This window comes from Sulfitobacter noctilucae, assembly GCF_000622365.1.
GTDB lineage: Bacteria > Pseudomonadota > Alphaproteobacteria > Rhodobacterales > Rhodobacteraceae > Sulfitobacter > Sulfitobacter noctilucae.
The window spans coordinates 987,872-1,009,671 of sequence record NZ_JASC01000014.1 but is presented as its reverse complement, the minus strand read 5'-3'; the positions used below and the strand labels follow the sequence as shown (position 1 = coordinate 1,009,671).

The window sequence follows — 21,800 nt, the reverse complement described above, 5'->3', positions numbered from 1 at the left end:
GCCGAATGTTACAGGAACACCCGTTCAATCACCCACCAGATACCAACCAGCGCTATGAAAAGCGAACCGGTCACTGAAACGGCGCGGAACATGACGGGGTATTCCCTGACTTCCTCCTCGGCCCCGTTCAATGGTGCGCTGCGGGCGGCCATCACCGCCAGCCAGATCAGCAGTGCGGCGATTGCGATCACGGTCAGCTGCCCCACCTCGACGCCTACGTTAAAGCCGATCAGAGCCGGAATGAACTGATCTTCGGGCAGACCAAAATCGCCCAGGACGGAGGCGAAGCCTAGTCCGTGCAAAAGGCCAAACCCGAAAACGACAAAGGGCCGCCAGCGACTAAGGCCTGAAGAATAGATGTTTTCAACCGCAACATAGACGATTGAGGCGGCAATCAGCGGCTCAACGATGCTGCCGGATACATTGACTAGACCCAACGCCCCCAAAGCCAGCGTAACCGTATGCGCCAGCGTAAAGGCCGAGACCTGCCAAAGCAGCGGTGCCAGTCGCGTGGACAGCAGGAAAAGCCCTAGGACAAAAAGGATGTGGTCCAGTCCCTGCGGTAGGATATGTTCAAAGCCCACCGGGATATAGCTGACGAAAGCGTCCATACCGGTTTGTTCATCGCCCCCTGCGAGGTTGATCTCCGGGCTGGTTTCGCCACCCGCCAGATAGCCTGTAAAGGGTGCGTCGACCCCCTGTTGCCGCAGCACCATTGCGCCTGCGCCTTCGGGCCAGATTACCTGCACGCTGTTTGCATCTGCGGGTACATCGGCACTGAGCACCCAAGTGGAGACGCGGGCCAGTTCGATGTCTACATCCTCTGGAATGGAGATCGTCTCGGTTTGTAAGGTCACAGGCGTGCCGTCAACTTGCACCATCGGCAGGGCATTCCAGCCGGGAACCAGATCAGGGGCCCGTGCGGCGATGTCTTCGTTGGACAAGGCGCGCAAGGCATCATAATCCGCGGCATTTTCGGCCTCGTTTGTGTCTGTCACGGCATCAAGGTCGATCCCGGCCAGAAACGCTTCGATGTTGATCTTCAGGGACAATTCGGCACGTCCATCTTGCACAGTGAGATCGCCAATAGTCGGCTGCACTTCATGGGCGCGGCCACCGGTGCCGACCAGCATCAGGAGCATTGACATTGCGCCCAGCAGGGTCACTTGTTTCAATGTGTTAGGAAAGGTTAGTCTCATGTTTTTGTCCCGTCTTTTAACCGTATTACTCTGTGCAGCACCCGTCGCGGCGGCGTCACATGAACTATGGATTGAATCTTCCGACTATCAAATTGAATCCGGTGACCAGCTGCAAGCTGTATTCAAGAACGGCGAGAACTTCGAAGGGTCCACACTCAGCTATTTCGACCGCAGCGCCAAGCGGTTCGAGTTGCGGATAGGCGACCGTGTTGTGCGGCTGGCGCCACGGTCTGGTGACAATCCGGCGTTGAACCTGCGCTTGCCGATCGGAGACGCGCTGGTCAGCGTGGTTTACGAAACGACACCCGCCGAGGTAACCTATTCAGACTGGGCGAAATTTAAGAAGTTCATCGCGCACAAGGACTTTGCGACGGCCGAGGCAGATCATGCCGCCGCCGGTTGGTCCAAAGAGAAATTCCGCGAAAGCTATACCCGTCATGCCAAAGCCTTGATGGCCGTGGGCAGCGGCGCGGGCAGTGACACAGAAGCGGGGCTCGAGACGGAATTTGTCGCCCTGTCCAACCCTTACGCCGCTGGTTTCAACAATCGGATGAAGGTGTCGTTGTTGTATGAAGGTGCCCCGCGCGCGGACGCGCAGGTCGAGGTGTTTGACCGCGCACCAGACGATAGCGTGACCGTCACGCTGCACCGCACGGATGCAGATGGTGTGGCGACGATCCCGGTGACAGCAGGCCATGAGTACCTTTTTGACGCGGTTGTGTTGCGCCCCGCGCCACAGGCCAGCACGGAAGAGAACGCCGTGGTTTGGGAAACGCTCTGGGCCGCCCTGACTTTTGATGTGCCTGAATAAGCCTCCGATCAGCTTATGGTGTCGGTACTGCTTGCATCCGGGCAAAACAGAACGATAGAGAACCGCATGATGATCACTCCAGATATATTGTGCATCGGCTCGGTCCTGTGGGACGTGATTGGCCGCGCGGATGTCGCCATGCGACAAGGCTCGGACATGCCGGGGCGGATCACGCAGCTGCCCGGTGGCGTGGCATTGAACATCGCGATGGCGCTGGCCCGCTTTGGTCTAAAGCCTGCGTTGCTTTCTACAGTCGGGCGGGATGGCGAAGGGGATGCGTTGATTGCGGCCTGCCAGGTGCGCGGGCTGATCACGGATACCGTCCACCGATCCGAGGATCTTCCGACCGATATGTATATGGCGGTTGAAGGATCGAACGGTCTGATCGCCGCCATCGCGGATGCCCATTCGCTTGAAGCTGCAGGCGACAAGATATTGCTCCCACTGAGTGATGGTACCCTGCCGAAGCCTTATACGGGCGCTGTGGCGCTGGACGGTAATCTGACTGTCGACCTGCTGGGCCAGTTGGCGCAGACGCCTCTGTTGGCGCAAGCAGATCTGCGCGTCGCCCCCGCCTCTCCGGGCAAAGCCCTGCGGCTCGCACCATTTTTGCAAGCCGGACGTGGAACGCTTTATGTGAACCTCGAAGAAGCCGGATTGCTGTGCCAAACCCGTTTTGACACCTCGGCAGAGGCCGCGGAGGGCCTGTTGGCGCGTGGCGCTTTGCGGGCTGTGGTGACGGATGGAGGCAAACCTGCCACCGCGGCAGAAGTATCAGGCCTCATTACCCAAACCCCGCCTACCGTCGCCGTGACCCGCATCACTGGCGCAGGCGATACCTTTATGGCGGCCCATATTGCTGCCGAACTGGCCGGCAGCGCCCCGGCCGCAGCGCTTGAAGCGGCGCTCGAAGCCGCAGCCCTTTATGTTTCCGGAGAAACCAGAATATGACCGACTTTCCCCTGATCTTCAGTGCCGAAGTGGCACGGGCGCAGCAAAACGGGCAACCCATCGTAGCACTTGAAAGCACGATCATCACCCACGGCATGCCCTATCCGCAAAACCTTGAGGTCGCCCAACAGGTTGAAGACGATGTCCGACGCGCCGGGGCAACGCCCGCCACCATCGCGGTGATCGACGGACAGCTGTACATCGGCCTTGAACCCGACCAGTTGAGCGCACTGGCGCAGGCAAAAGGCGTCGCCAAGTTGAGCCGCGCGGATATGGCCGTTTGCATTGCAAAGGGTCAGACAGGTGCCACCACGGTTGCCGCCACAATGATCGCCGCCCGTTTGGCCGGCATCGCGGTTTTCGCGACGGGTGGTATCGGTGGGGTGCACAAAGGCGCAGAAGACAGCTTTGACATCTCTGCCGATCTGCTGGAGCTTGCCCAGACCCCCGTCACGGTGGTGGCGGCCGGTGCCAAGGCGATCCTTGATGTCGCCAAAACGCTTGAAGTGCTTGAAACCCAAGGAGTTCCCGTGATCGCCGTGGGCCAAGACAGCTTTCCGGCGTTCTGGTCTGCAAGCTCGACCCATGCAGCGCCCTTGCGCTTGGATACCGCGCGCGACATTGCCGTGGCACACCGCACACGGGCTGCGATGGGCCTGCCGGGCGGCCAATTGGTTGCCAATCCGATCCCGAAGGCAGACGAAATTTCAAGCGCCGAACTCGCCCCCGTCATCGCCCGCGCACAGGCCGATGCACTGGATCACGGGATCAGCGGCAAGGCTGTCACCCCCTACTTGCTTCAGCGCATTTTCGAGCTGACGGAGGGGCGCTCGCTGGTCGCGAACATCGCACTTGTGCGCAACAATGCGCGACTGGCAGCGGCCATCGCAACGGAACTTGCAGCGCCCGAGTGATCAAATTACAGGCGCAAGCCTGAAATTGCAGCGCTTGAGGGGCCCGTACCATTGTCGTGCCCCCACAAACACCCTACCTCAGTGTGATTAACCGCTGGAAAGCCGCCCATGAACACGCCCTTCGACCTTGAACCTGTCCCCGTGCGCCGCAAAAGCAGCCTCATCGGCTCGTTGCGCGGCTCTTTCCTGACTGGGCTTGTGGTGATCGCGCCTGTGGGGCTAACGATCTGGCTGATCTGGTCTGTCGTGGGCTGGATTGACGGCTTCGTGCTGCCGCTGGTGCCGCAGGCCTATCACCCTGACCGGATGTTGCAGGATTTTCTGGGGCTGGATCCGTCAGTGCAGATTAGCATCCGCGGCTTGGGCGTTGTTATCTTTCTGTTTTTCACAATTATCGTTGGTTGGCTGGCCAAAGGGTTCATCGGGCGATCCTTTATCCGTTTCGCCGAAAGTCTGGTCGAGCGGACCCCCGTCGTGCGGACGATCTATAGCGGCATTAAACAGATCTCGGAGACGATTTTTGCCCAGTCCGAACGCAGCTTTGAAAAAGCCTGTCTGATCGAATATCCTCGCAAGGGTATTTGGGCGCTCGGATTTATCTCGACCGAAGCCAAAGGCGAAGTGGCGTCGAAATCCGGTCATCCGGACGAAGCGATGGTGTCAGTCTTCTTGCCGACGACGCCAAACCCGACGTCCGGGTTTTTGCTGTTCTTCCCGAAGTCCGATGTCATCGAATTGGACATGAGCGTGGAGGACGCTGCCAAGCTCGTGATCTCGGCAGGGCTTGTCTACCCTTCCAAACGGGCGACCCCTGCGCGGGACGAGACCGGAATTCTGGAAATCGCAGAACGTGCCGACACTCCGCCCGCAGAGGGCCCGAAGCCCTGAGCGCGCGGAGGCTAGCCGAACATCTTCGGCAGATCGAGGCTGCTTTCCTTGCCGATCTTTGACTTGTGGTCTTTCAAGAACCGTTCAGCCGCAATTTGACCTGCCTCCTTCAGCGCAGAAATGACAGCGGGGTTTGGCACGGTCTTGGTGGCGACGGACAGTTGTTCCATAAGGTCGTCATCTGCAATCATATGCACCCGCACGCGGCTCATCCGGTCCGAGGAAACTGTGCCCTCTTCAATCAGACGCTGGACAAACTCGATTGCCCGTAATTCGCGCAACAGACTGGAGTTAAAACTGATTTCATTGATCCGGTTCTGAATCTGCTTCGATGTCTTCGGCAAATCCTCCCGTTCCAGCGGGTTGATGTTGATGATGACAATATCGTCGGGCAGATCGCCGCCAAAAAGCGGGAAAAGCGCGGGGTTTCCGCAGTACCCGCCGTCCCAGAAGGGTTCGATCCGGTCTGTCTCGGGATCAAAGATCTCAACCGCCTGAAATATGGTTGGTAAACAGGCCGACGCCATGATCGCATCACCGCTGATCTCCTCCCCGGAGAAGATTTTGATCTTGCCGTTGCGGACCCGCGTGGCGCTGATGAACAATTGCGGTGCCACGCCGTGGCACACGCTGTCATAGTTCAGCTTTGCCACAATATCGCTTAGGGGATTGCGATAAAACGCACCGTAAGCATAGGGCGATGTCACGCTTGAGACTGCATCTGCGAAAGCGACAGGCCAGCTGTATTCGATCGCCTGGCTCAACGCGCCCAGTCCAAAAGGGGCCAACCAATGTGCCATCTCAAGGTCGCCTACGCCGGCCACCTGCAACCACAGCCATTCAAGATTTTCGCGCGCGCCTTCTGCACCTCCCTGGACCCAGCCGGCCTTTAGTGCCGCACCATTTAGCGCCCCGGCCGAGGTGCCTGAGATGCCGCAGACCTCAATGTCGTCTTCCTGTAACAACCGGTCCAGCACACCCCAGGTAAAGGCACCATGCGCCCCGCCGCCCTGAAGGGCCAGATTGATGCGCAACTTACCCATATTAAAGTGCCGTCCAGCCGCCATCGACGCTGATGGTTGTGCCGGTGATCTGTGCCGCCGCATCTGAACACAGGAATGTTGCCGTGCCACCCAATTGTTCGACCGTCGCGAACTCTTTGGAAGGTTGGCGGTCGAGGATCACCTTCTCTTTGGCCTCTTCCTCGGTCATGTCATATTTCTTGGCCGTGTCAGGGATCTGGCTTTCAACCAGCGGCGTCAGCACATAACCCGGACAGATCGCATTGCAGGTGATGTCTTCCTTGGCGGTCTCGAGCGCGGTGACTTTGGTCAGCCCGACAACGCCATGTTTTGCTGCCACGTAAGCCGCTTTGAATGGCGAAGCGGTCAGCCCGTGCGCGGAGGCTACATTGATCACCCTGCCCCAGCCCGCTTTGCGCATCATCGGCAATGCTTCGGCGGTCGTGTGGAAGGCGGAAGACATGTTGATCGCAATGATCGCATCCCACTTCTCGGCCGGGAATTCGGGGATCGGTGCGACATGCTGAATGCCTGCATTGTTTACCAGGATATCACATGTGCCGGCTTCCTTGATCAAAGCGCGACATTGATCTCCCTTGGACATGTCAGCCTGAATGTAGCGGGCAGTCACACCTGTGGCATCCGCAATTTCCTTGGCCAGCGCGTGGTCTTCCTCATTGTCCGTGAACGAATTGAGCACAACGTCAGCACCTGCACGCGCGAATTCCCAAGCGATGCCAAGGCCGATGCCGGAATTGGAGCCGGTGATCACGGCGGTTTTGCCGGAGAGGTCGATGGTGAATGCCATTTGGAAGATCCTTTCGATATTCTGCACCTGCATCATGCCGTGCTGCCATGGCAAAGGAAACGCAGAAAGGGAGATTTGGTTGCAGGCGATCCTTATACCTGTGCCGCAGCAAAAAAAAACGCCAGCACGAAGCTGGCGTTAAGTTATTGAGGCAGGTTTCATACAGGCAAGAAACCTATCGAGCAGTGACACCTTTATACGAGAAGTTGTGTGCAACGCCAAGTCCTAAAATTTTCTGCTGGACGTGCCGTTCTGTTAACCATAGGCCCAATAAAACATGGAGCATGCGGGATTGTTGCGCAGATGGCGAATGACTTTTTCCAAAAACTACGGGGCGTTGCAGCGGTTTCTTCACTGATTCTTTGGTCCGGATTCGCAATGGCCGAACCACGGCACGGGATATCTATGTACGGTGACCCCGCGCTACCACCGGATTTTGTGTCGCTTCCCTATACCAACCCCGAGGCGCCCAAGGGCGGACAGATCACCCTGGGCAACACCGGCGGGTTCGACAGTCTGAACCCGTTTGTGCTGAAAGGTAGCAAACCCTGGCAGCTGGCTTTTTTCACTCACGAGAGTTTGATGGGCCGGTCCTGGGACGAACCGTTCGCGCTTTACGGCTTATTAGCCGAATCGATTGAGGTACCTGAGGACCGCCGCTGGGTCGAGTTCACCCTGCGCGAAGCAGCCCGATTCTCTGACGGCAGCCCTGTCACGGTCGAAGACGTGATCTTCTCCTTCGAGCTTTTGGGCAACGAAGGGCATCCGCGCTATGCCGGGCTGTATAGCCAGATCGACAGCATCAAACAGACCGGCCCGCGCCGGGTGCGGATCACCTTTAACACTGACAACCGAGAGCTGGCCCTACTGGCGGGCATGCGTCCCATTCTGTCCAAAGCGCAATGGGAGGGCCGCGATTTCGCGAATGCGGCGCTTGCGGATATTCCGCTGGGCAGCGGACCCTATGTAATCACCAACTACGATGCAGGCCGTCAGGTGACCCTGACGCGCAACACTGAATACTGGGGTGCCGATGTCCCGTTCAGACGCGGCACCCATAACTTCGATCAGATCAAGATCGACTTTTACGGCGATGCAAACGTGCTGTTCGAGGCGTTCAAGGCTGGGCAAATCTCGGCTGTGAGAGAGTTCAACGCTGAAACCTGGGCGACCCAGTATGATTTCCCGGCGATCTTGCGGGGTGAGGTCATTAAATCCACCTTCCCGCATCAAAAGCCATCGGGCATGACGGGTTTTGTGGTGAATACCCGCCGCGCACCTTTTGACGATCTGCGGGTACGCGATGCGTTGATCCAGGCTTTCAACTTCGAGTTTATCAACGAAACGCTGACCGGCGGTGCCCTGCCGCGCATCACGTCCTATTTTTCCAATTCGACTTTGGCGATGCGGCCCGGTGCCGCACCAGCCGAGGTTGCGGCCCTGCTTGCTCCGTTTACCGACGATCTGCCGCAAGGCGCGCTTGAGGGCTACACCCTGCCCGTCGCAGATGGCTCTGCCCGCAACCGGGCGGGCATTCGCGCGGCGATGGCGCAATTGCAGGCCGCAGGCTTCAGCGCGGCGGACGGCACAATGCGGGATGCGGATGGCAAGCCGTTGCGGTTTTCTGTTCTGCTCTCGAAGGGCAATGCAGAGCACGGGAAAATTGCAGAGCTCTATGTGCAGGCGCTGACCCGATTGGGCATCGAGGCGCAGGTCGAGGCTGTGGACGAGGCGCAACTGACCGCGCGGATCAACGCTTTTGATTTCGATATGGCGCACTTTCGTCGCGCCCTATCTCTGTCCCCCGGCAACGAACAGCGGTTCTATTGGGGGTCGGAGGCGGCCAAACAGGAAGGCAGCCGTAATCTGATGGGGGTGCAAAGCGAGGCGGTCGACGCGATGATCGACGCCATGCTGGCAGCTACCACTGCCGAAGACTTCAATGCCGCGACCCGCGCCCTTGACCGGTTGTTGACCGCCGGGCGTTATGTGATCCCGTTCTGGCAATTCGACGAGGGGCTGATCGCGCACCAGAGCACGATGAAATACCCCGATCGCATTCCGCTCTATGGGGATGGGCCAAACTTCATGCCCGAGGTTTGGTGGCATCAGGCGGAATAGCCTGCTTGCAATATATCGTCATTTCGCAACTGGAGACGACGCCGCATCCGGCGCTCAGACCAGTGATGTCACCCAGAGGATCGTCGCATCTTCAGCGCTGGTCGATACCACGTTATGTCCCATCGTTGCATCGTAGTAGGCGCTGTCACCGCGCCGTAGCTCGACGGGCTCGTAGAATTCCGTGAACAGGGTGATGACGCCGGTCAGCACATAAAGGAATTCTTCGCCGTCGTGGCGCACCCAGCCGTCGAACTCCTCCATAGAGCGGGCGCGGATGCGAGCGCGATAGGGCAGCATTTGCTTTTTGCGCAAGGTGTCGCCCAACAATTCGTGCTCATAGGTCGTCGTGGCCTTGGCCGAACCATCGCCTGATTTCGTCACCGCCATGCGTCCGTTGATCTTTTCCGCCGCAGGAGGCGTAAACAGCTGCGGCACTGAAATCTCCAGCCCCACCGCCAGTTTTTTCAATGCATCATAGGTGGGCGACATCTGCCCGTTCTCGATCTTGCTAAGGGTCGAGCGGGCCAACCCCGCCTGCCCCGCCGCCTGTTCCAGTGTCCAGCCCCGTGCCTTGCGCAATTCGCGCACGCGCGCGCCCAGATCAACCGGGGGAGATGTCTCGTCCTCGCCGCTTTCGCGGGCGATGCGGATCATGTTGGAAGATGCATTTTCGCTCATGCTTCGGCTATACCGTTCCTGCCCGCACCTTGCAACGCAAGGGCGCTTGGGCTAGCGCATCTGGTATGAGTGCCACAGACCCCTTCAACCTTGCCGCCTATGTGTTGAGCGCCGGCATCGCGACCCCCGACAAGGTCGCCCTGTCTTTGCTGTCTAAGGACGGCACAGAGGATTGGACCTATGCCCGTCTGATCGCTGCGGTGCGCGGCACGGCAACGGGGCTGCTTGAACATGGGCTGAGCCCGGGCGAAATCGTTTTGATGCGGCTGGGCAATACGCCTGATTTCCCGCTCGCCTATCTGGGCGCTTTGGCCGCAGGTTTGGTGCCTGTGCCCACCGCTGCCGCCTTGACGGAACCGGAAGTGGCCAAGATTATCATCGGCCTCAAACCAGCGGCCATTCTGCACGACCCCGGCGTGCCCTGTCCTGAAGCGCCCAATACCATCCCGCTCGGCGCCCTGCGTGCCATGCGGGATCTGCCCCCGGCAGAGTATCACATGGGCGATCCCGAACGGTTGGGCTACATCATCTACACCTCCGGCACCTCCGGCACACCTTCGGCGGTGATGCATGCGCATCGGGCGATCACGGCGCGGGCGATGATGTTTGACGGGTGGTACGGGCTAACCTCCGAGGACAGCCTGTTGCATGCAGGAGCCTTCAATTGGACCTACACGCTGGGCACCGGTTTGATGGATCCCTGGACGCGCGGCGCAACCGCGCTGATCCCCGCCCCCGGCACGCTACCGCAAGCCCTGCCCGGCCTGATCAAAGAGCACGCCGCCACGATCTTTGCCGCCGCCCCTGGCGTTTACCGCCAGATGCTGCGCGACATGCCGCCCGCCTATCTGCCGCATCTGCGTCACGGCCTGAGTGCTGGAGAAAAGATGACGGCCGCTGTGCGTGCGGCCTGGGCCGAAGCCACCAATACGCCAGTGTTTGAGGCGTTCGGCATGTCGGAATGTTCGACCTTCATCTCGGGCAGTCCGACGACCCCGGCCAAAGACGGCGCCATCGGTACCGCGCAACCGGGCCGCGAGGTGGCGATCCTGACGGCCAAAGGGCCAGCCCGCACCAATACACCCGGCACCATCGCCATTCACCGCTCCGATCCGGGTCTGGCGCTGGGATACCTAGACGCCCCCAAACTCTGGAAAGAGCGCTTTCAGGCCGATTGGTTTCTGACCGGCGATCAGGGGATGATGGATGAGGACGGCCAGATCACCTATCTGGGCCGCAATGATGATATGATGAACGCGGGTGGGTTTCGGGTCTCACCCCTTGAGGTCGAGGAAACGCTGCTGGGTATGGAGGGCATCACCAGCGTTGGCGTGACCGAGGTTGAGGTCAAAAAAGGCACCGCCGTGATTGCCGCCTTCTATACCGCGGCCGCGCCGCTGAATAACTATAAACTAACCGATTACGCAAAAGAGACACTGGCGCGGTATAAGCAGCCGCGTCTCTTTATCCATGTCGATGCCTTACCCACGGGCGGCAACGGTAAAATCTTGCGCAGACAGTTGCGCGCAGACTTTGAAGCGGGACGCTTTTCATGACCAACACCATCAAGCTTGATATCATGTCCGATCCGATTTGCCCTTGGTGTTATATCGGCAAGAAACACCTGGATGTGGCCTTGGCAGATCACCCTGACCATCCCTTTGTGATCGAATGGCATCCGTTCCAGCTGAACCCCGATATGCCTGCGGGCGGCATGGACCGTCGCGCCTATCTCGAGGGCAAATTTAGCGGCAAGGAAGCAGCGGTCAAGGCCTATGCGCCGGTGGTCGAACACGCTGAAAAAGCCGGTCTGAACATCAATTTCGAGGCGATGAAGCGCACGCCGAACACGCTGGATGCCCACCGCCTGATCCACTGGGCCGGGATCGAGGGCCGACAAACCGCCGCTGTTGCGGCACTGTTTCAGGCCTATTTCGTCGATGCCCGTGACATTGGCGATCACGAGGTGCTGGCCGATATCGCCGATGGCATCGAAATGGACGCCGCCGTGGTCACGCGCCTTCTGAACACCGACGAGGATGCGCAATCCATCCGCGAGCGCGACGCGCATAGCCGCAAGATGGGGATTTCTTCGGTCCCCACATTCATCGTCGGGGGCAAACATGCCGTGCCGGGCGCACAGCCGCCTGATCTTTGGGCAAAGGTTATTGCCGAGTTGTCCGAAGCCGGGTGATTTCTATGGCATTCCAGCCACAGCACGCAGACGCAGCATAATCAGGGCTTTGCCAATCTGCGCCGGGTGACCTACGATTCTGCCTATAAGAGGCATCAGACCTCGACGGCAAAAACGAGCGGGCACATGGCAGACAGGCAGATACCACCGGAAACGGTGACGGTTATTCATATCACATCGGCATTATGCGACGTACAGGCGGGACCATTGCGCTGCGTGGTAGAGCTTTCGAGTACGCCTGCCAGTGAAGGATTAAAGGCGATCTGGCGCAATGAAGTCGGATCTGCGGCCTATACGCACTCCGGCATTCGCGCATGAGCGCGGCCCCGCGCCGTTTGCCCCGCACGCTCCTGACCTATGGACGCTTTGATCTGTTCCACCAGGAACACATTGGTTTCTTGCGCAAACTCTCCACCTTGGGCACCGAGCTTATTGTTGGCTGCACGACTGATGCGCTGGCCGAAGCCAGTGGCTGTCCTTGCGACATGCCCTTTGCTGCGCGGCGGGCAGTGCTTGAAAACTGCCGGTTTGTCAGCCGGGTCATCGCAGAGAACGATCCGGCGCAGAAACGCACGGATATCGTCAATTACAACGTATCGACCCTTGCGATGGGCGCTGAACATCGCGGCGCTTTGGATGATTTGAGCGACATAGCACAGGTGCTTTATGTACCCCGTACATCGTCACGACCTACCCTAAGATATGTTCAAAATTCGGGCGTGCGACTGGCTGTCGGCTAGAAAGTCGGTTCAACCTATTGTGGTGGATAGGTTTTTCGATTAGCCCTCTGGCAGTGCCGCTAAGACGATCGCTGCGGATACTTGTCCGGAGCCCGAGATATGACCACCCAGACCCCTGCGCTCACCATGAGCCGGCTTGAATTTGTCGCACTTATCGCAGTGATGTTTGCCACGGTGGCCTTCTCCATCGACGCCATGCTGCCCGCCCTGCCCGATATTGCGACGGAGCTTACACCGACGGACGCGAACCGCGCCGGGCTGATCCTGACGTCCTTTGTGTTCGGAATGGGCGTGGGCACATTGCTTGCGGGTCCATTGTCGGATGCATATGGGCGCAGGCCGATCATCTACCTCGGGATGGGCATCTATATTATCTCGGCCTCCGTGGCATGGGCCAGTTCGTCGCTGGAATTGATGTTGTTGGCGCGGGTGTTTCAAGGGCTTGGTGCGGCTGGGCCACGGATCGTATCGGTAGCCATCGTGCGCGATCTGTTCAAGGGCCGGGAAATGGCCAAGGTCGTGTCGATCGTGATGATGATCTTCACCGTCATACCCGCCATGGCACCGCTGGCAGGGTCCTTCATCATCGAAGGCTTTGGCTGGCGGGGTATTTTTCTGGCCTTCATTCTGTTCTGCACATTTTCAACCATCTGGATGGGCTTCCGGATGCCCGAAACCCTGCCTACACCCGAGCGTCGCCCTGTACGCTTTAACCTGATGCTGGCCGCCACGCGCGAAATCTTTGCCCATCCTGCGGTGCGGATTTCCATTTTGACACAATCTCTGGCGATGGGGATGCTGTTCAGCATCCTTTTGATGGTCCATCCCATCTATGCCGAAGTCTATGACCGGGCGGAGAGCTTTCCGTACTGGTTCTGCGCTGTCGGCATCCTCGCAGGCAGTGGCAGCCTGTTGAACGCTGCATTGGTCGGACGGTTCGGTATGCGCCGCATGGTGACTGTAACGCTGGCCGCGCAAGTCGTCCTGTCCACGGTCATCCTCAGCCTCGACCTCGGCGCTTTGCCCGAACCTTATGGCTTTGCGACGTTCGTAGTGTTTCAGACCTGTCTATTCTTTCAGGCCGGACTGACCTTGGGCAACCTCAACGCGATTGCAATGGAACCGATGGGCCACATCGCAGGCATCGCGGCCTCCGTGGTCGCAGCGGTGTCCACCGTGCTTGCAGCCTTCATTGCATCGCCGGTCGGATTGCTTTTTGACGGCTCGATCAGCCCCCTGGTGCTGTCGGTGCTGGTCATGGCCGCACTCGGCTTGGCTCTGATGCTTTATCTGGGCAAGCTGGAGCGGATGTCTGCGGCAGCTGCAGAGTAGGCCGCTTCAGGCCGCGCCCTTTACCTTTTTACGCTGCTTTTCCAAGGCGATCACATGTTCGGCCAGATCACGGGCGATGGCAAAGCCGCCCTTGATCTTGTCCGCATCGGATTTCCAATCTCGTCGTACGACAATCTTGTTGTCTTTCACCTTGGCCAAACCGCGCTGGTCCTGGATGAACTGAACCAACCCTTCAGGCGAGGCGAATTTGTCGTTGTGGAACTGCACCGTGGCCCCTTTCGGTCCGCCGTCCAGTTTGGCGATGCCAGCGCGTTTGCACATTGCTTTGATGCGAACCACCAGCATCAGGGTGTTCACTTCCTTGGGCAGAGGGCCGAACCGGTCGATCAACTCGGCGGCAAAACCTTCCAGCTCGACCTTGGTGCTTAAGCCAGACAGGCGGCGGTAGAGGCCCAGCCGCACGTCCAGATCGGGCACATAGGCTTCGGGGATCAGCACGGGCACGCCCAGATTGATCTGTGGTGCCCATTGCTCGTCCGCTTCGGACAGGCCTTCCATTTCGCCTGCTTTGATCTTGGCAATCGCCTCTTCCAGCATGGATTGGTACATTTCAAAGCCGACATCGCGCATCTGGCCTGATTGTTCCTCGCCCAGAAGGTTGCCCGCGCCGCGAATGTCCATGTCCTGGGACGCCAGCGTAAACCCGGCACCCAAGGTATCGAGGGAGGCCAGCACCCGCAGACGTTTTTCGGCCAGCGGCGTCAGCTTGGCGCGTGGCTTGGTGGTCAGATAGGCATAGGCGCGGGTCTTGGACCGGCCCACGCGGCCCCGGATCTGATAGAGCTGGGCAAGTCCGAACATATCGGCGCGATGCACGATCATTGTATTGGCGGTGGGAATATCCAGACCGGATTCAACGATTGTCGTGGCCAGTAGAATATCGAATTTTCCATCGTAGAAGGCGTTCATGCGATCATCGAGTTCGCCTGCCGCCATCTGCCCATGTGCGACCACATAGGTAAGTTCCGGCAGCTGGTCTTTCAGGAAGGCCTCAATCTCCGGCAGATCAGAGATGCGCGGCACCACATAGAACGACTGGCCGCCACGATAATGTTCGCGCAATAGCGCCTCGCGCAGGGTCACCGTGTCAAATTCGCTGACATAGGTGCGGATCGCCAGACGGTCCACCGGCGGTGTGCCAATGATGCTAAGGTCGCGCACGCCGGTCAGCGACAATTGCAGGGTGCGCGGAATTGGCGTGGCGGTCAGGGTCAGCACGTGAATGTCGGTGCGCAGGCTTTTGAGGCGCTCTTTGTGCTGCACTCCGAAATGCTGTTCTTCGTCGATCACCAGCAGCCCGAGGTTCTGAAATTTGATCCCCTTGGCGAGCAACGCATGGGTGCCGATCACGATATCAACGGTGCCCTTCGCCATGCCTTCCTTGGTCGCGGCAGCATCCTTGGCACTGACAAACCGGCTGAGCGTGCGCACTTCGATGGGAAAGCCGTGAAACCGTTCGGCAAAGCTTTTGTAATGCTGCCGCGCCAGCAGCGTCGTCGGAGCGATCACAGCGACCTGCACGCCCGACATCGCGGCGATAAAGGCAGCCCGCATCGCCACTTCGGTTTTGCCAAAGCCCACATCGCCGCAAATGAGCCGGTCCATCGGATTGCCGCTGGTCATGTCATCGACCACATCCCCGATGGCCCGAAGCTGGTCGTCCGTTTCGGCATAGGGGAACCGCGCCGCAAAAGCGTCCCACATGCCGGGTGGCGGCTCCAGCACAGGAGCCTTGCGCAGCGCCCGTTCCGCGGCGATGCGGATCAGCTTGTCGGCCATCTCGCGGATGCGCTCTTTCAGCTTGGCCTTCTTGGACTGCCAGGCACCGCCGCCCAACTTGTCCAACAGCCCCTCTTCATGGCCGTATTTGCTCAGCAGTTCGATATTCTCGACCGGCAGGTACAGTTTTGAATTCTCGGCGTATTCCAGCAGCAAACATTCATGTGCCGCACCCGCAGCGGTGATCACTTCCATGCCCAGATATCGGCCAATGCCGTGATCCACATGCACCACTAGATCGGCAGGTGTTAGGCTTTGCGCTTCTGTGAGGAAGTTTTCGGCGCGTTTTTTGCGTTTGGGCCCACGTACCAGCCGATCGCCAAGCACGTCCTGCTCCGAGATCACCGTCAGGCCCTTGGCCTCGAACCCCTGTTCCAGCGCCCAAACGGCCAGATGCAGGCCGCGCTTACCGATCCGGCTGGCATTAGGCACGGGAATCGCTTCGGCAAGCCCTTCATCTTCGATCAATCCAGTCAGACGTTCGCGCGCACCTTCGGAAAAACTGGCAATCAATACGGGCCCATCTTGGAGTTTATCTTTGATATGGCTCGCTAGGGCGCCGAAAAGACTGATGGATTCCTGCTGGCGCTCCGGCGCAAAACTGCGCCCAATCCGTCCACCGGCATCCAGCACGCCCGGGCCCGTCGGCTGTGGCAGCGGGTGAAACTGGATCACGCGGTGATCCTGCGTTGCCAGCAACCACGCCTCGTCATCAAGATAGAGACCCTCGGGCGGGGCGGGTTTATAAACGCTGTCCATTTTCGAGCGGTTGCTCATCGCGTTTTTGCGGGTCTCGTATTGATCCACGATGCTATCCCACCGGGCCAATCTTGATGCGGTCACCTGATCGTCCAGCGTGATCGTTGCGCGGGGCAGATAATCGAACAGGGTCTCCATGCTTTCGTGAAAAAATGCGAGCCAGTGCTCGGCACCCTGTCGTTTGCTGCCAGCCGAGACCGCCTCGTACAAAGGGTCATCCGTGCCTGCTGCGCCAAATTCGATCCGGTAGTTTTGACGGAAGCGCGTGATCGCGGGCTCGTCCAGAATAACCTCGCTGACCGGGGCCAGCTCGACCACGTCCAGCTTTTCTGTCGTCCGCTGGGTTTCGGGGTCGAACCGGCGGGCACCGTCCAGCGTATCGCCAAACAGATCGAGCCGGACAGGCCCCAGATCGCCGGGCGGGTAGATGTCGATGATACCCCCCCGGATCGCGTAGTCGCCGGGTTCCATCACCGTGGGGCTTTGCACAAAACCCATACGCACCAGAAACGCCCGCAACGCCGCTTCATCCACGCGCCCGCCCACCTGCGCGGACCATGCCGCATCGCGCAACACGCTGCGCGCGGGAACCCGCTGTGTCGCTGCGTTTAGTGTGGTCAGCAGAATGAACTGCTCCGGCATCCCGTGCACCAAGGCCGCCAACGTTGCCATCCGCTGGGCCGAGATATCGGCGTTGGGAGAGACACGGTCATAAGGCAGGCAATCCCAACCGGGAAAGATCACCACGGGCATGTCGGGCGCGAAGAACGCCAGTGCCGCCTGCATCGCGGCCATCCGTTTGGCATCGCGGGCCACATGAAGCACCGGGCCGCTGCGGGCGACCTCGTCCAGAATGGCGCGGGCGTCGAAACCTTCGGGCACGCCGGAGAGGGTGATTTTGCTGTTTTCGGTCATGGCCGTTCAATTGGCGCTGGCGGGCCGGGTGTCAACCGCCCAAAGGGCCAATGGACATGTTCTGGTACATGCCCCAAAGGGCCGTGATAAAGATCGAAATCATGCCGATGATCTGGGTATACAGGCGATGCCGGTTCAGCCGCCGGATCATTGTGGTTCCCATCTCGTCATCTGACCGGATCACACGGGCGGTTGAGAGGCTGAGCATGCCAATGATCGACAGCGGAAAGCCCAGCAAGAACACGGCCTGCGCAAATTCCATTCCATAGTAGAACCCCAAAAGCGCCAGCATGGTCAGGAAGAAACAGGCAAAGGCCGCCAGCCAAAGCCCCGACACCTGACCGATATAAATCAAGCGATTCACATTGATGCGCACCATGTCTTCCAGATCGACCATCGCCTGATCGCCGTGGCGTTTTGCACGCAACACCATGTCATAGGGGACACCAAGCACCCAGTGACTTGCCGTTGACCAAACCACGGCCAGCGCGATCCAGAACCACAGGTTCGAGAAAGACCGCAACTCGATCAATTCGAATATCGTCTGGTACCAATCCAAGTTCACGCCTCTGCGGTCAAAGTTTGCCCGACATACCCAAGGTTGCAGGCAATTCCTACCCTTGAGCCACCAGATTTTTCATGGAAAGACTGAGAGCAGGAAATCTGAGGTATTTTTGCATGAACCCCATTGTCGCCCCCTTCCCCGCCGCCCGTCTGCGCCGCACCCGTGCCACCCCTGCCGTGCGGGCCTTGGTGAGCGAGAACAGCCTAGAAGCCGGCGATCTGATCTGGCCGGTCTTCGTGCGCTCTGGTGAGGGCATAGAGGAGTCGGTGCCGTCGATGCCCGGCGTGATGCGCCGCTCTGTCGACAAGGTGGTCGAAGCGGCGGCAGAGGCGGATGCCCTGGGGATCGGCGCGATGTGCATCTTTCCCTACACAGGCCTGGAAGAGCGGACAGAGGATTGCGCGGGCGCGTGGGATCCGCAAAATCACGCCAACCGCGCCATCGCCGCAATCAAGGCGAAATTTCCAAACATGGCCGTGATGAGCGATGTGGCGCTGGATACCTACAACATCAATGGTCACGATGGCTTTGTCGAGGATGGCATCATCGTGAATGACCGCACGGTCGAGGCCTTGGTCAAGATGTCCCTCGCGCAGGCCGAGGCGGGCGTCGATATCATCGGACCGTCCGACATGATGGATGGCCGGATTGCCGCGATCCGCACCGCGCTGGAGGGCGCGGGCCATTCCGACGTGATGATCCTGAGTTATGCCGCGAAATATGCCTCTGCGTTTTATGGACCGTTTCGCGATGCGGTGGGTGCCTCCGGTGCGCTGACGGGCGATAAGAAGACCTATCAGATGGATCCCGCCAATTCAGACGAGGCATTGCGCCTTGTCGCCCGTGATCTGGCCGAAGGTGCGGATATGGTCATGGTCAAACCCGGCCTGCCCTATCTGGATATTTGCCGCCGGGTGAAAGACGCCTTTGGTGCGCCGACCTTCGCCTATCAAGTGTCGGGGGAATACGCGATGATCATGGCCGCCGCGCAGAACGGCTGGATCGACCAAGAGCGTATCATGCTTGAAAGTCTGATGGCGTTTAAACGCGCAGGCTGTGACGGCGTGCTCACTTATTTCGCTCCGCAAGCAGCGCGTCTGCTGAACGCTTGATATCGCAATTATCCGCTTCGTCTGTGTAATTGCACTGGCGGAATGGTCGAGCCGCCCTCGGTGACGAATTCAGCGGATTGGCACATCAGATCGCCTGCGCGTTGCGTCAACCGCTGGGTGTCTTTCGCCATTGTGTCCATCGCGACCGCACTTTGCTTGCTCTCCCGCTCCACCGTCTGGATGGTATCGCTGATACCGCCGATCACATCCGCTTGCTGAAGGGACCGCGAGGCGATGGTCTGCATCCGCTCCGAGATCGCCTCGACGCCCGATTTGACCGAATGCAGCGATCCAACGGTGTCCGAGACATGTTTGACGCCAAGTTTGACGTGTTTCTGACTTTTGATGATCAATTCACTGATGTTTTGCGCGGCATCAGAGGACCTCTGCGCAAGGGCGCGCACTTCTGATGCGACCACCGCAAAACCGCGACCCGCATCCCCTGCCCGCGCCGCCTCGACCCCCGCATTGAGGGCAAGTAGATTGGTTTGAAATGCGATTTGTTCGATCACGTCGATAATTGCCGAAATTTGTGAGGCTGATTGATCAATTTCCGTCATTGCAGCCGAGGCGCGCGCTACCACATCCGCACTGGCCTCGGTCGAGCGTTCCACATCCATTACCGCAGCAGAGGTTGCGGACGCTTCGGAGGCCGTATCGCGCACGCCCTGCACGACCGATCGCATCTCGCCCGACGCAAGTTCGGTTCGTGTCGCCTGCGCAGAGGCGGTTTGCGTGACCATATCTATGCGATCGCCCATACGCCGCGCTTCCTCAAGCATTTGATGGCTTTCTTCCGACATCTGCCGCAAAGCGTGGTTCAGGGCCGTTGAGGTGACGTTGAAATCCGATCTCAGATCTTCGTATTCAGCTGGAAAGGCAGTCTCTAGACGGACGCTCACGTTTTTCTGCGAAAGCGCTTCTAGTCCCTGCCCTAGCGCCACAATGACCCCCCGCAATTCCTCGGAGTTCTGCATCGCTTCCTCTTGCCGTGCATGATCAAGCTCGCGGTTGCGTTTTTCGGCCTCCTGCGCTGTTGCACGATCGGTTTCAGCGGCTTTTAACGCCGCTTCTGCCGCCCGTTTCGCTTCCTGAGCGACCCTGTCATTGGCTTCCGCTCTGGCTTTGGCAGTGAGGGCATCGGTGCGCGCTTTTTCCGAATTCGCGGTGGCCACCTTCACTTCGGCAATCTGCCTTTCGTTCTCGGCCAACAACTGCTTTATCCGGATGATAGACGCCACCAGCGCGACTGCTTCGATCAAAACGATGACCGCATGCATGGCCGTCCGCTCAATGCTGAACAATAGAGATGCGGAGGGATAGATGAGGTTGGGAAACAAGACTGCCAATGACAGGTGATGCAGTGCAATCGCCACGGTCGCAAAAACCACGGTGCGCACATCGTGCAGGGCAACCAGACAGGCCAAGAATGCGAAGAATGTCATATGGCTGTCAATCTGCAAGGCATGGCCGGAAAAGGCCGCCGTCAAGGCGATTGACTGCCCGATGAGAGCCAGACCCAGAACGGGTTTTGATTGTCGATCCGAGACAGACATGGCGATGGCGATACATGCCATCATCACAGAGAACAGCGGCCCTACAAAGAAGGGTGTCCCTGCGATAACGCTGGCCAAGGAAACGAAGGGCACCATCGCAATGACCATCCCCGTGATGAACTGCTGTGCAGATAAACGACCCAAATTCTTAATCATTTAGTGGCCTCTTCGGATAATGGGTTTCTAACTGCACAAGAATGCCAGCCGACCTGCGTCACGCACTGCCCATGCACCGGACCCACGGAGGTTCTGCGCAAACAAGGCACCGCCCGCGGCAATAACCGCAAGGGGGGCGGAAATCGGGCCAACTTCTTGCCCTCCAGCCTGTGCAGCGATCTCTGCCGCGTTCGGACCAATCACGAGGAAAAGATTGCTGTCAGCGGTGACCGGACTGCCTGCAAGTGCTGCAAGCGGACCAACCAAAACGGCAAAACCGATCAAAACAGCGATGGCAAAATTTTCAAAAGATGACTTCATGCCTTCCAATAAACGCGTATGGATTAATACGGACTTAAATGGCCACAGGAATTTGCCCTGCAAGAAAGAACAGCACATTTTCGCCCAAGCGACTTAAGCCCATGACAGATCGCGAAAAACCGCTTATAGTTTTTGCCAAGCCGGGCAAACCGGCACCAGGCAACAATGACGGGCAGACAAAATGAGCAATCCGATCTATTCGCGGCGCGGCTTTACGCTGGGCGCTATGGCAGCAGGAACGGCGCTTGCCGCTTGCGGTAACGGTGTGGGCGGGCGCGGCTCCCAACTGATCGACGCACGGGTCAGGGCAACGCTGAACGAGATGTATAACTCCTATCCCAACACGGTGCAGCTTGCGCAAAAATCGAACGGCATGCTTGTGATGCCGCTGGTGACCGAAGCGGGTCTGGGTCTGGGCGGCGCATACGGCCGCGGTGCACTGTTGATCGACGATATTACAGTTGATTATTACTCGGTGGTCAAAGGGTCCGGCGGGCTGCAGATCGGTGCGCAGCAATACGCGCATGTGCTGTTTTTCATGACCGAAGACGCGCTGATGAGCTTTCGTCGTTCGCCGGGTTGGGCTGCTGGGGCCAACCTCGAATATGTTATCTCCGACCGTGGCGATTCCGTTGAAGCCGAGACAACCACAGCGCTTGCCCCAGTGCTTGCCGCTGTCTTTGGCCGTGCAGGCCTGCGCATTGGTGCGACATTGGACGGCACGAAATACACGCGGATCATTCCTTGAACCCGCCGTAAATCATTTGACCGAAGTTTAAGATCGCGCCGTAGTTTACTGCGATGGCGCGATTTTTACTTTCTCAATATCAATACTTCTTCCAAAGACCTTCAAGACCTCGTGGGCGCAATGCACGCCCCTTGACGCAGCGTGAGAGCTACACGTTAGCCGCCAATCCACAGGCTGCCGCTTTTCCTCCACACTCAGGTACGCTATGCG

At 58.8% G+C, this 21,800-nt stretch carries 20 protein-coding genes; 12 read left to right on the top strand and 8 right to left on the bottom strand.

What is annotated here, in order from left to right; all coding sequences use genetic code 11:
• Window positions 1–8 precede the first annotated feature (8 nt).
• Window positions 9–1,199, bottom strand: a complete 1,191-nt coding sequence (locus Z945_RS0115030; RefSeq protein ID WP_025052923.1) for a HupE/UreJ family protein — start codon at window positions 1,197–1,199, stop codon at window positions 9–11.
• Between Z945_RS0115030 and Z945_RS0115025 the strand changes: the two genes are divergently transcribed.
• From Z945_RS0115025 to Z945_RS0115010, 4 genes are all read left to right on the top strand, one after another.
• A complete protein-coding gene (locus Z945_RS0115025; RefSeq protein ID WP_025052922.1) occupies window positions 1,198–2,010 on the top strand; it encodes a DUF4198 domain-containing protein in 813 nt (270 codons plus the stop codon). The two genes, Z945_RS0115030 and Z945_RS0115025, sit on opposite strands and share 2 nt — an antisense overlap.
• Before the next feature lie 66 nt (window positions 2,011–2,076).
• Window positions 2,077–2,961, top strand: coding sequence for a PfkB family carbohydrate kinase (locus tag Z945_RS0115020; RefSeq protein WP_025052921.1), 885 nt, complete (start codon window positions 2,077–2,079; stop codon window positions 2,959–2,961).
• Window positions 2,958–3,875, top strand: coding sequence for a pseudouridine-5'-phosphate glycosidase (locus Z945_RS0115015; protein ID WP_025052920.1), 918 nt, complete (start codon window positions 2,958–2,960; stop codon window positions 3,873–3,875). The genes Z945_RS0115020 and Z945_RS0115015 overlap by 4 nt, the downstream gene beginning before the upstream one ends.
• 108 nt (window positions 3,876–3,983) lie before the next feature.
• Window positions 3,984–4,763, top strand: coding sequence for a DUF502 domain-containing protein (locus Z945_RS0115010; RefSeq protein WP_025052919.1), 780 nt, complete (start codon window positions 3,984–3,986; stop codon window positions 4,761–4,763).
• 11 nt (window positions 4,764–4,774) lie between these two features.
• On the opposite strand, the gene Z945_RS0115005 is transcribed toward Z945_RS0115010, so the two are convergent.
• Complete coding sequence (locus Z945_RS0115005) at window positions 4,775–5,806, bottom strand: patatin-like phospholipase family protein (protein WP_025052918.1); 1,032 nt, start codon at window positions 5,804–5,806, stop codon at window positions 4,775–4,777.
• Between the two features lies 1 nt (window position 5,807).
• Entirely contained in the window at window positions 5,808–6,581 is a 774-nt protein-coding gene (locus Z945_RS0115000; protein WP_193789380.1) for a 3-hydroxybutyrate dehydrogenase, read from the bottom strand.
• A gap of 12 nt (window positions 6,582–6,593) precedes the next feature.
• Between Z945_RS0115000 and Z945_RS20635 the strand changes: the two genes are divergently transcribed.
• Together Z945_RS20635 and Z945_RS0114990 are read left to right on the top strand one after the other, a co-directional pair.
• Window positions 6,594–6,743 (top strand): hypothetical protein, encoded by a 150-nt coding sequence (locus tag Z945_RS20635; protein ID WP_161634099.1) that lies wholly within the window; start codon window positions 6,594–6,596, stop codon window positions 6,741–6,743.
• A gap of 153 nt (window positions 6,744–6,896) precedes the next feature.
• Window positions 6,897–8,714, top strand: a complete 1,818-nt coding sequence (locus Z945_RS0114990; protein ID WP_025052916.1) for an extracellular solute-binding protein — start codon at window positions 6,897–6,899, stop codon at window positions 8,712–8,714.
• A gap of 54 nt (window positions 8,715–8,768) precedes the next feature.
• On the opposite strand, the gene Z945_RS0114985 is transcribed toward Z945_RS0114990, so the two are convergent.
• The gene (locus tag Z945_RS0114985; RefSeq protein ID WP_025052915.1) at window positions 8,769–9,392 is read right to left on the bottom strand and encodes a helix-turn-helix domain-containing protein; all 624 of its coding nucleotides are present in this window, start codon (window positions 9,390–9,392) and stop codon (window positions 8,769–8,771) included.
• Window positions 9,393–9,457: 65 nt separating this feature from the next.
• Here Z945_RS0114985 and Z945_RS0114980 point away from each other — a divergent pair, with 65 nt between their 5' ends.
• From Z945_RS0114980 to Z945_RS0114965, 4 genes are all read left to right on the top strand, one after another.
• The gene (locus Z945_RS0114980; RefSeq protein ID WP_025052914.1) at window positions 9,458–10,948 is read left to right on the top strand and encodes a class I adenylate-forming enzyme family protein; all 1,491 of its coding nucleotides are present in this window, start codon (window positions 9,458–9,460) and stop codon (window positions 10,946–10,948) included.
• The gene (locus Z945_RS0114975) at window positions 10,945–11,586 is read left to right on the top strand and encodes a DsbA family oxidoreductase (protein ID WP_025052913.1); all 642 of its coding nucleotides are present in this window, start codon (window positions 10,945–10,947) and stop codon (window positions 11,584–11,586) included. The genes Z945_RS0114980 and Z945_RS0114975 overlap by 4 nt, the downstream gene beginning before the upstream one ends.
• 314 nt (window positions 11,587–11,900) lie before the next feature.
• Entirely contained in the window at window positions 11,901–12,326 is a 426-nt protein-coding gene (locus Z945_RS19760) for a nucleotidyl transferase family protein (protein WP_052862670.1), read from the top strand.
• Between the two features lie 99 nt (window positions 12,327–12,425).
• Window positions 12,426–13,658, top strand: a complete 1,233-nt coding sequence (locus tag Z945_RS0114965) for a multidrug effflux MFS transporter (RefSeq protein ID WP_025052911.1) — start codon at window positions 12,426–12,428, stop codon at window positions 13,656–13,658.
• A gap of 6 nt (window positions 13,659–13,664) precedes the next feature.
• Here Z945_RS0114965 and mfd read toward each other — a convergent pair whose 3' ends face one another.
• Both mfd and Z945_RS0114955 read right to left on the bottom strand, forming a co-directional pair.
• Complete coding sequence (gene mfd / locus Z945_RS0114960) at window positions 13,665–17,132, bottom strand: transcription-repair coupling factor (protein WP_025052910.1); 3,468 nt, start codon at window positions 17,130–17,132, stop codon at window positions 13,665–13,667.
• A gap of 31 nt (window positions 17,133–17,163) precedes the next feature.
• Window positions 17,164–17,691 carry a hypothetical protein gene (locus tag Z945_RS0114955; protein WP_025052909.1) on the bottom strand — a complete coding sequence of 176 codons (528 nt, stop codon included), beginning with the start codon at window positions 17,689–17,691 and terminating at the stop codon, window positions 17,164–17,166.
• A gap of 119 nt (window positions 17,692–17,810) precedes the next feature.
• On the opposite strand from Z945_RS0114955, the gene hemB reads away from it, so the two are divergent.
• The gene (gene hemB / locus Z945_RS0114950) at window positions 17,811–18,809 is read left to right on the top strand and encodes a porphobilinogen synthase (RefSeq protein ID WP_025052908.1); all 999 of its coding nucleotides are present in this window, start codon (window positions 17,811–17,813) and stop codon (window positions 18,807–18,809) included.
• 8 nt (window positions 18,810–18,817) lie between these two features.
• Here the strand turns inward: hemB and Z945_RS0114945 are convergent, their stop codons facing one another.
• Together Z945_RS0114945 and Z945_RS0114940 are read right to left on the bottom strand one after the other, a co-directional pair.
• The gene (locus Z945_RS0114945; RefSeq protein WP_025052907.1) at window positions 18,818–20,521 is read right to left on the bottom strand and encodes a methyl-accepting chemotaxis protein; all 1,704 of its coding nucleotides are present in this window, start codon (window positions 20,519–20,521) and stop codon (window positions 18,818–18,820) included.
• 27 nt (window positions 20,522–20,548) lie between these two features.
• Window positions 20,549–20,842: a hypothetical protein gene (locus Z945_RS0114940; RefSeq protein ID WP_025052906.1), complete on the bottom strand. Its 294-nt coding sequence runs from the start codon at window positions 20,840–20,842 to the stop codon at window positions 20,549–20,551.
• A 181-nt stretch (window positions 20,843–21,023) separates the two neighbouring features.
• Between Z945_RS0114940 and Z945_RS0114930 the strand changes: the two genes are divergently transcribed.
• Window positions 21,024–21,590, top strand: coding sequence for a lipid-binding SYLF domain-containing protein (locus Z945_RS0114930; RefSeq protein WP_025052905.1), 567 nt, complete (start codon window positions 21,024–21,026; stop codon window positions 21,588–21,590).
• Window positions 21,591–21,800: the final 210 nt, after the last annotated feature.